This window comes from Labilibaculum sp. DW002 (genome assembly GCF_029029525.1).
Taxonomy (GTDB): domain Bacteria; phylum Bacteroidota; class Bacteroidia; order Bacteroidales; family Marinifilaceae; genus Paralabilibaculum; species Paralabilibaculum antarcticum.
The window spans coordinates 1-11,386 of record NZ_JAKJSC010000014.1 but is presented as its reverse complement, the minus strand read 5'-3'; the positions used below and the strand labels follow the sequence as shown (position 1 = coordinate 11,386).

Below are 11,386 nucleotides of genomic sequence, written 5' to 3'. Positions count from 1 at the left end.
TAACGGAACAGAAGCTTATACTTTAAGTGGAACCGATGCAGATGCAGGAACTGTCTTTACTTACAGCATGCCAGTTGATGCGGCTTATGAAATTGTAGGCGATAAGATTCTTGTAAAAGATGGATCTTTATTGGATTACGAAGCTCCATCAAATGGAACTAGAGTATTTACGGTAACAGTAAGTGATGGAACAAATTCAAGCACTGCAACTATCACCATCAATCTTTCACCAGTAAATGACAATACTCCAGCATTAGCTGATGGGAACAATACGATTCCAGAGAATTCAGCAAATGGAACAGAAGCTTATACTTTAAGTGGAACTGATGCAGATGCGGGAACTGTATTTACATATACAATGCCAGTTGATGCGGCTTATGAAATTGTAGGCGATAAGATTCTTGTAAAAGATGCAAATTTACTGGATTACGAAGCTCCATCAAATGGAACTAGAGTATTTACGGTAACAGTAAGTGATGGAACAAATTCAAGCACTGCAACTATCACCATCAATCTTTCACCGGTAAATGACAACACTCCAGCATTAGCTGATGGAAACAACACAATTCCAGAGAATTCAGCAAATGGCACTGAAGCTTATACTTTAAGTGGAACCGATGCAGATGCAGGAACTGTCTTTACATATACAATGCCAGTTGATGCGGCTTATGAGATATCAGGAGATAAGATTCTTGTAAAAGATGCAAGTTTACTGGATTACGAAGCTCCATCAAATGGAACAAGAGTTCTAACAGTGACTGTAAGTGATGGTGCAAATTCAAGTGATGCAACTATCACCATCAATCTTTCACCAGTAAATGACAACACTCCGGCATTAGCTGATGGAAACAACACAATTCCAGAGAATTCTGCTAACGGAACAGAAGCTTATACTTTAAGTGGAACTGATGCAGATGCAGGAACTGTCTTTACTTACAGCATGCCAGTTGATGCAGCATATGAGATATCAGGAGATAAAATTCTTGTAAAAGATGCAAGTTTATTGGATTACGAAGCTCCATCAAATGGGACTAGAGTATTTACGGTAACAGTAAGTGATGGAACAAATTCAAGTACTGCTGTCATTACAATCAATCTTTCACCAGTAAATGATAATGATCCAATTTTGTCAGCTATAGATGTTACAATCGATGAGGGCTTGACAGTTGTGCAAACTGTGTCGGCAACAGATGCTGATGCTGGAGATACTAAGTCATTCACGATTAGTGGAACAGATGCTTCATTGTTTGATATCGATCTATTGAGTGGAGAGCTTACTTTTAAGCTTGCACCAGATTTTGAAATACCAGGAGATGCGAATGGAGATAATGTTTATGAGTTGCTTGTCACTGTTGCCGATGGAGCATTTCATACAGATGCAAAATTGATTAAAATTACAGTTCAAGGAGTTAATGACAATACTCCAGCATTAGCTGATGGAAACAATACGATTCTAGAGAATTCAGCAAATGGCATTGAAGCTTATACTTTAAGTGGAACTGATGCAGATGCAGGAACTGTCTTTACTTACAGCATGCCAGTTGATGCAGCATATGAAGTTGTTGGAAACAAAATCTTAGTGAAGGATGGTAGTTTGTTAGATTATGATGTTTCAGGTAATGGAACCAGAGTATTTACAGTAACTGTAAGTGATGGAACAAATTCAAGTACTGCTGCCATTACAATCAATCTTTCACCAGTAAATGACAACACTCCAGCATTAGCTGATGGAAGTACAACTATTCCTGAAAATACGGCCAATGGAACAGAAGTATTCGTATTGAACGGTACTGATGTTGATGGAGATCCACTAACTTACAGTATGCCGGATGATTCAACATATGAAATTATTGGAAATAAGATTGTTGTAAAAGATGGATCCTTATTGGATTATGATGTTCCTGGGAATGGAACAAGAGTAATTATTGTGACTGTTAGTGATGGCGATAACTCAAGTACAGCTACCATTACAATTAATCTTTCTCCGGTAAATGATAATGCACCTGTTCTTTCAGATGGAATGAATACAATTCCTGAGAATTCATCTAATGGTACCTTGGCCTATGTCTTATCTGGAACTGATGTAGATGGTGGAATTATTACTTATAGTATTCCTGATAATGATGCATATGAGTTAGTAAATAACAAAATTGTAGTTAAGGATGGAAGTGTACTAGATTATGAAGGTGTTGACCATGGAACTAGAATCTTAATAATTACTGTAAGCGATGGATTAAATTCAAGTACTGCAACAATTACAATTAATCTTTCACCAGTTAATGATAATAATCCTGTTATAACTGCTGAAGATGTAACTATTGATGAAGGAACTACATTTATTGAAATCGTAACAGGTTTGGATGCTGATGAAGATGATCTGTTAATATTCTCGATTAGTGGAGAGGATGCAGGATTGTTTACTATTGATCCAGTTACAGGAGAGTTGAGATTTAAAGTAGAACCAGACTTTGAAATGCCACAAGATTCAAATGGAAATAACATCTATGAATTTGAGGTGCATGTAACAGATGAAGCTGGTAATGTTGATACCAAGACAATTTATATCACAGTAGAAGGAGTTAATGATAATGCTCCAATTGCAGAAAATGATGTGATCACGATTGATGAAGATGGAGGTATAGTTGAAGGTGATATATTGCTTAATGATTCTGACCTAGATGGAGATGATTTAATTATTAGTACAACACCTGTAAGTGATGTTAGTAATGGTACTTTAACCATTAATGATGATGGAACCTACACTTATGAGCCAGATGATAATTTTAATGGGACGGATACTTTTGTTTATGAAGTATGCGATAATGGTGATCCTAAATTGTGTAGTGAAGCCACTGTGACCATTACGATTAATCCTGTTAATGATGCTCCTGAAGCATTCGATACCTTTATGGAAGTAAAGGAGGAATCTAAAGGGAATGTTATTGAAGTAGATCGTCCTATCGATCTTGACGAAGATGTACTTTCTGTAAAGATCATATCGGTAGTTGAGTTTGGAGCTGTTCGAATTCTAGGAGGAGATGTCCTTGAGATTGATGATATCATAACTGTTGAGCAGTTAATGAATTTAACTTATGATACAAGAGAGCGTCATGTTGGTGAGGTTATGATGAAGTATCAGGTGATCGATTCGGAAGGCTTAATTGCTGCGGCAAGCATCAACATTAAGATTTCACCAGAAGAGGTATTCATTCCGGAAGTGATAACCCCTAATGGAGATGAGTACAACGAACGATTTGTGATCGTTGGGATTGGTAATTTCCCAAATAATTCTCTACACATTTTTAATCGTTGGGGTAACACGGTTTATAAGATGAAGAATTACGATAACTCATGGGAAGGATATGGTAATGTGAATGGACAGTTTTCACACAATCGCCTACCTCCTGGGACATATTATTATGTTCTAAATATTGGTGGTGGTAAGAAGCTAACTGGTTATGTCTATTTAAGATACTAGATAATTTCATGTAATAAAGTAGAGGCTGAATCGCAATGATTCAGCCTTTTTTTTGCTATTGTTTATTTGGAGAGTTGATGCTTCTTATTAGTTAAACTTGAATAATGTATTTTACTTTACAATAATACATTGATGAGTGCAAACGCTTTAGGTTTAACATTGTAATGTATAATGTTAATAATTATATTGTGTTTTGGATGGGTTTTTTTGTTGTTGATAATTCTACGATAATTCATTTTAATCATTAATTAATGAAAGTGCTGATCAGCTTTTAGTAGTACTTAACACATTAAAACATAGTCTTTATCAAATATAAATATGCTTTCGTCTAGTTTGTATAACTAAATATGAATTATGGGGTATAAAACGAAAGTTTTAAGAGTTGTTGATAAGTTTATGGATTGGTTTAGTGTATGGTATTGTTCACTTGTCAGGTGTAATAATACATTGATCATATTCTAGTGAATGCTTAGACTTTAAAGAGGACTGGATATTATCTTTGTCCTTCTTTGAAATTAAAATCTTAGCCTTAATTAATCTTGAATTAAGAAGATTTATTGGTTGGATTTTAGCTTGGTTAAAGCTTATAGATACAAGTTTTAAAGATGTAAATGAGATTAATGAAACAAAACGATTATATGAAAAAATTTTTACCCTTTTTTCTTTTATTTCTAGGGAGTATTAGTTTAAGTTTTGGACAACAGGATAAAATGTTTACCCAATATTTAAATTATCCATCGGGTATAAACCCTGCATATTCTGGATCTAGAGATGCTTTGCAATTGTTAGGGATTTCGCGAAAGCAATGGGTCGGAATTGAAGGAGCTCCAGAGAGTACCGTTTTATCGGCCAATTCACCTATTAATTTTTTTAACCTTGGTTTAGGCCTAACCTTGGCAACAGATAAGTTAGGACCTGAAAAAATGACTGATGTCGGAATTGATGTTTCTTATAAAATTCAACTTACAGACAAAACATTTTTAAATTTTGGTATTAAGACAGGTTTCATGAGTTATAAGCTTGATATCGTAAATACCAGAGTGGTTGATTATAATGATCAAATGATACAAGCTAACCTTGAAGATAATTGGTCTCCACATTTTGGTGTTGGTGCTTATCTCTACGGAGAAAAATATTTTGTAGGATTTTCGATTCCTCATTTTTTGCAAACAAAACTTTCTGGAGGTGAATTTGAATCTTCTTTAGATCGAAATAAATTGCATTACTACTTGACTGGTGGATATTTAATGCAATTATCACCTGTTGTAAAGCTAAAACCATCTGTTTTTATTAAAGCAACACAAGGTTCACGAATATCTTATGATCTAACAGGAATGGTGATTCTTTATGATAGGATTTGGTTAGGTAGTTCTTATCGTAAAGAAGATGCCATCGCAGCAATCGTGCAATACAATTTTACTAGTCAATTAAAATTAGGCTATTCCTACGATATAGGTATTGCAAAACTTTCCGGACGAGGAAATGGTTCTCATGAAATTTCGGTTAGTTATGATCTATCCTTAACGAATCGAAAAATTAAATCTCCTAGATATTTCTAATGAAAAAAGATAAAGTTAATATGTTGCGATTTACGTTACTGGTTTTCTTGTTTTTGGGTGTTTCATTCTCGATTAAGAGTCAGACGATACTTAATGAAAAAGCAGATAAAGCCTATAAGCGATTTAATTACAAGCGCGCCATTGAATATTATGAATCCTCCTTAGCTATCGACTCGGCAAATGTTCATTTGTTAAGATGCTTAGCAGATTCTTATGACAAAGTTGAGAACGATAAGAAAGCAGAATGCATATATGAGTTGTTGTTAGAAAATTCAAATCATTCAGATAATGATTTGTTTAATTACGCTGTTTTTATAAAAAACAGAGGAAACTATAAACAAGCAAAGAAAAGCTTAGAAGAATATGTAAGTAGAAATAAGAATGATTTATCTGCTTTGCAATTATTGGATGAGGTGAATCAGAACATAAAGGAAGTTCTGTTGGAAATGCAAGGAAAAGTTTCTCACCTAAATATTAATTCTGAATATTCAGAATTTGCACCAGTAATTATCAATAAAAAGCTTGTTTTTACTTCTGGTCGCAAAGTCTCAAAATTAAATAAATCAAAATATGGTTGGGATGGTCAGTTTTTTCTTGAGCTATTCGAATATGATTTGATTGATAAAAATGCTGAGGTGAAGTTGTTCGCAAAAGAGGTTAGATCACGTTATCATGAAGGTGTGGTTTGTTTTGCTAATGATAATAAAACAATGTATTTGACTCGTAACAATTACTTGCATGGTAAGTTGACCAGAAGTAAAGATGGAACGAGTAATTTGAAAATCTATATTTCTAAATTTAAAAATGGAAAGTGGAGTGAGTTAAAGGAGTTTGCATACAATAACGATGAATACTCCATTGGACATCCTACCATTTCTTCAGATGGAAATGTAATGTACTTTGTTTCCGATATGCCTGGTGGATTTGGAGGAACTGATATTTATAGCTGTAAAAAAGAAAATGGGAGGTGGTCAAAACCTAAGAATATGGGTGAGTACATAAATACTGCTCAAAATGAAATGTTTCCATTCCTAAGTTCTGAAGGTAACTTGTTTTTTGCCTCAAATGGTCGTAAAGGCTTAGGAGGTTTAGATTTGTATGGTTTAAATCTTAATATTTCCGACGCTAAAATTATTCATTTAGCTGCTCCACTTAATTCTGATGCAGATGATTTTTCTATGGTTTTTGAAGAAGGAAGTGCAAAAGGATATTTTGCTTCGAACAGAGAAGGAGGTTTAGGGCAAGATGATTTGTACTCTTTTACCGTTGAGGAATACAATCAAGTTGTTATCGAGGTAAAAGATTCGATTGATCAGACTGAGATCATTCCTGATCAAATTATAGCAAGTAGTTCAGATAATGAATCATTAGAATTGGTAGGAGAAACAAGTCACTATAGTTTTACCATGAAAGGTGGTGAGGATTTTTCTGTTAAGCTCAAAAAGGAAGGTTATTATCCTATCGATACTATTTTGTATACGCATCTTTTACAGCCTAAAACAACCCATGTTTTAAATATGACGTTGCTTCCTGTAATTCCTGAAGAAAATCTCAATTTTGTATTCAAAGATTTTGATACTGGTAACCTGTTAAAACCAGATGTTTTTCAGATTATCGAACCTTTTGTGCGTGATTTACTTTCAGAATTAGAGGATGGAAGCTTTATGCTGGATCTGGAAAAAGGAATAGACTATCGTTTTTTTGCTAAAAAAGAAGGTTTTTATGCTCTCGATTTTAATTATCGCCTCGGGCAAGATTCTGCGACAAATAAAGAAGAATTTGCAATGAGAACAATTTCTCGTGCAGAGAAAAAGAAAGAATTTCTACCTGAAGATTTATCTACTGTATATTTTGATTTCGATAAAGCGATTGTTAAGAAAGAAGCTTTTGAGGGAATCGATAAGGTAATTGAAATCTTACAGAATAACGAAAATCTAATGGTTACCCTTGTGGCAAGAGCCGATACTCGTGGAGAATCTGCTTATAATAAGTACTTGGCTAATAAAAGAGCGAAGGCCACCAGAAAATTCTTTATCGATAGTAATATAGATCCAGATCGAGTTGTGATTCTAGCACTTGGTGATACTTCTCCTTTTGAGAAAAAGGAAGGCGAGTCCATGAAAGAATGGTATCGATTAAACCGTTGTGTTGACTTCCAGTTAAATACAATTTTTCAAGAAAAACAAGAGGATGAGCTGGTGTTTTAATTGTGCCAATTTTTGCGGTTAGAATAGGAGTTTTTGATTTAAGATAGTTCCATAATAGGATATTTACTGATTACCCAATAAATAAATAGGATGAATAAACTTTACTCTAAGAAAATAATGAATCAAATAGTCAAAGTTTGGCTGATTTTGCTAATTATAACTTTAGGAACAAGTCGAAATAATATATTTGCAGAAGGGACAAAGCAGTTGGCTCCAGTTGATGGTGATCGATTGCATTTGGCTTTATGTTCTGGACCTTATGGTAATTTAGGTATTCCAAATGGTGATGATGGTCAGAGATTGTATATTCACATTGAAGATCCAGCAAACGAGCAAGTATTTTTGGGGTTTTCTCAATTTAAATCTCATGGTCATGCTGCTGTGAATAGCAGTAAAATCGAAGGGTATTTTAGAATTAAGGATCCTAATGGGAATGTAGTTTGGTCTACAAGTGGAAGTATTGGTTCAGGCAATATTAGTAGTAGAAATAAAGCTATTAAAGGGCCTAATAAAATATTAGGGGGAGGTAGAACAGATGGATATAATGCATATGTTTTCCAACCTACTATCTTAAGTGGAGCTGGAGATTATTATATTGAGTTTAATAGAAATAGTGCTTTCTCGAGTACAGGAGGTCTTTATACAGAATGGTGGGATATAACTGTTGCGACAAATAATACTAGCCCTAGTGCTATTGATGGTAGAGTTTATTCAAAAGGTTGGTCGTTCGTATCTCCAGGTATTGATGAAAATAATAATGGGCTTCAAGGTGGGGAGTATTACAATCGAAAGTTCAACGGTAAATTTTATAGTTACTGCACAGAGCAAAATTTTCCAGGTGGGTATGTTACTGAAGTTGATTTTGAAAACTCAGGCTTTCAAGGTGCTTCGTTTAATGTAGCATTTAATTCTACAGGCACAAATAATACAAATGATTTTACAGTGAATAGGAAGTCGTTAGAGGATGTAAATATTTTGTCGCCAGAATTTAAAATATTCCTTAACGAACCAGAAATTACTTCTTACCCTTCGGCAGATTCTTATGGTAGATTTATAGCTGATGAAAAATATCCTAGTTTATTTGGATGTCCAGGCAATTATTTCTTTCGAGTAGCAGTTGAGAAAAAAGGAAGAATTGAATTGTTGTTAGATTTTGATGGTGTTAAAGATAAGTATGATCCAAATACCAGAGATCGAATTATTACGACTTTGTTTCATCCTTATCCTCATGAATTAGATACGCTTATTCGGGATATCCCGTGGGACGGTAAAGATGGTAAGGGTAATGTTATTGATGCTGTTAATGTTAGAGCCATTTTTGATTACTGTCAAGGGACTTTTCACTTTCCGATGTATGATGTGGAATATCTTAAAACAGGAATTGTTCCTAAAACAATACGTCCAGCAACTCCAACTCCATATACAACAAAATTATATTGGGATGATGCAAATATATCAGAATCCTTAGATGATGGACAACCTAAAGTTGAACTAACGGGAGCGTTAGCTCCAAGCCATAATTGGTCTAATTTTTATTATGGAGAGGTAAATTCCATTAATACTTATTGGAACTCTTATCAAACAGGAACAATAAACACCTTTGTTTTTGAATTGCCAGCACATGGTTGTGATCTATTTGTTCCTGGAAGTATTAGTGGAACTGTTTTTAATGACATCAATAGAGATGGAATTATGAATGGAGCAGATGCGTTATTGGAAGGGGCTGAAGTATATTTATATGAAGATGTAAATAATAATAAAATAAAAGATGCTGGAGATGTTTTGGTTGAGACTTTTGTAACAAAGACTCCTGGTACGTTCGGATACCCTGTTGGAACCGGTAATTTCTTATTTAAGCCAGCACAAGGAAAAGAGTATTTGCTTGGAGTATCTAATGGTTCAGATATTGTTACTACAACAAATTATAGATATTACACGATGTACTCTGAGGCAGAGGAGCATTTTGATCAATATTTCGGGCTAACTCCAGCACCTGAAGTTTCACTTTCGGTATCAAAGACTCAAGTCTCAGAAAATGCTGAAGAATCAGTTATTCAAGCGAACTTAAGTTATGCTCCTATTAAACCAGTTGTAGTTGAGTTAGAATATACAGGAACAACAGTTTCAGGAGACTATTCTTTAGCTTCGGTTTTGAATGCTACGGATACGCATACCATGGAATTTCCAATTGGAGTGCAAGTTGCAAAGATTAAAGTTACTAGTGTTGAAGATGAAGATTTAGAAGTTGATGAGACGATCATCATTAGTTTGGGGGATTTAACGAATTGTGTAGGCGGTTCTTCTACTCAAAAAACCATCACTATTTTAGATAATGATCACGATGTAAAAGATTTAGTTGACATTAATTCAACTGCTAATATAATTAGTGAAAATATATTAGAGGATGGTATAGTTTTTATTACAGCACGGGCAACCGATGAGGATGGCGATGAGATAATCTATTCATTAACTAATAATTTTAATAATTGGTTTAAGATTGATGAGGATTCTGGTGTAGTTACTGTGCATGGAAATGTTGATTATGAATCTAATTTGTTGACAGCTCATAAAGCTACAATTACTGTTTTAGCTACAAGTGATGATGGATCTTCAATTTCTGAGGTTTTTACAATTACCATAACAAATGCGGTTGCTGGCGATACAGACAATGAAATTTCAGCAATTACAGATGATAATATAGCTGCCAATGAAGTAAGTGAGAATGCAAGTAATGGCGATTCAGTAGGAATTACCGCAGAAGCTACGGATGCAGATGCAGGAGATGTAATTTCTTACAGCTTAACTGATAATGCAGGTGGAAGATTTGCAATTGATGCAAGTTCAGGAGTTATTACTGTTGCTGATGAAGATCAATTGGATTACGAAGCTGCAACATCACACAATGTAACAGTTAAAGCCTTGAGTACAGATGGAAGTAGTAAAACCAAGATTTTTACCATTGCCGTAATCAATGCAGATGGCTCAACTCAAGGAGGTGGCGATACAGATAATGAAATTTCAGCAATTACAGATACAAATACTGCAGCAAACCAGATCAGTGAAAATGCAAGCAACGGCGATTCAGTAGGAATTACCGCAGAAGCTACGGATGCAGATGCAGGAGATGTAATTTCTTACAGCTTAACTGATAATGCAGATGGTAGATTTGCGATTGATTCTGATGGGAAAATTACTGTTGCAGATGATACAAAACTGAATTATGAGGATGCAACATCTCATGATGTAACTGTAAAAGCCTTGAGTACTGATGGTAGTAGCAAGACAAAAACTTTCACCATTGCAGTAATTAATGCGGATGGCTCAACTCAAGGAGGTGGTGATACAGACAATCCAGTTGGACCAGTTACCGATAGCAATACAGCTGACAATAAGGTAAATGAAAATGCAACAGTTGGCGCATCAACAGGATTAACAGCAAAAGCTATCGATCCTGATGGCGATAACGTAAGCTATGCAATTGATGGAAGCGTACCATTTTCAATTGATCCAACTTCAGGAGTTGTAAAAGTTAATGGCAATTTGGATTTTGATACCACACCAAGCTACTTAGTTAAAGTAATTGCTACCAGTACTGATGGAAGTACCTCAGAAGAAACGTTCACAATTACGATTGTAAATGCCGACGGAACTACAACAGGTGAAGGAGATACAGATAATCCAGTTGGACCAGTTACCGATAGCAATTCATCTGACAATAAAGTCAATGAAAATGCTGCAATTGGCGCATCAACAGGATTAACAGCAGAAGCAACCGATCCAGATGGCGATCTTGTGACTTATGCAATTGATGGAAGCGTACCATTTACAATTAATCCAACTTCAGGAGTTGTAACAGTTAATGGCAATTTGGATTTTGATACTACACCAAGTTATTCCGTTAAGGTAATTGCTACCAGTACTGATGGAAGTACCTCAGAAGAAACGTTCACAATCACGATTGTAAATGCCGACGGAACAACGTCAGGTGAAGGTGATACAGACAATCCAGTTGGACCAGTTACCGATAGCAATACAGCTGACAATAAGGTAAATGAAAATGCAACAGTTGGCGCATCAACAGGATTAACAGCAAAAGCAATTGATCCAGATGGTGATGATGTAAGCTATTCGATTGATGGAAG

At 35.0% G+C, this 11,386-nt stretch carries 4 protein-coding genes; all 4 read left to right on the top strand.

Annotation, left to right across the window (positions count from 1 at the left end; genetic code table 11):
- Window positions 1-3,478, top strand: a 3,478-nt coding sequence (locus L3049_RS21455; RefSeq protein WP_275111893.1) for a tandem-95 repeat protein, incomplete at its 5' end; no start/stop codon positions are given.
- Window positions 3,479-4,116: 638 nt separating this feature from the next.
- A complete protein-coding gene (locus L3049_RS21450) occupies window positions 4,117-5,037 on the top strand; it encodes a PorP/SprF family type IX secretion system membrane protein (protein WP_275111892.1) in 921 nt (306 codons plus the stop codon).
- Window positions 5,037-7,244 carry an OmpA family protein gene (locus L3049_RS21445; protein WP_275111891.1) on the top strand — a complete coding sequence of 736 codons (2,208 nt, stop codon included), beginning with the start codon at window positions 5,037-5,039 and terminating at the stop codon, window positions 7,242-7,244. The genes L3049_RS21450 and L3049_RS21445 overlap by 1 nt, the downstream gene beginning before the upstream one ends.
- Before the next feature lie 90 nt (window positions 7,245-7,334).
- Window positions 7,335-11,386: cadherin repeat domain-containing protein (locus tag L3049_RS21440; RefSeq protein WP_275111890.1), on the top strand; the 4,052-nt coding region annotated here is incomplete at its 3' end.

What these genes read in the sequence shown, in the direction of transcription:
- L3049_RS21450 (WP_275111892.1), top strand. Translation starts at nt 4,117, where the DNA reads ATGAAAAAATTTTTACCCTTTTTTCTTTTATTTCTAGGGAGTATTAGT.
- L3049_RS21445 (WP_275111891.1), top strand. Translation starts at nt 5,037, where the DNA reads ATGAAAAAAGATAAAGTTAATATGTTGCGATTTACGTTACTGGTTTTC.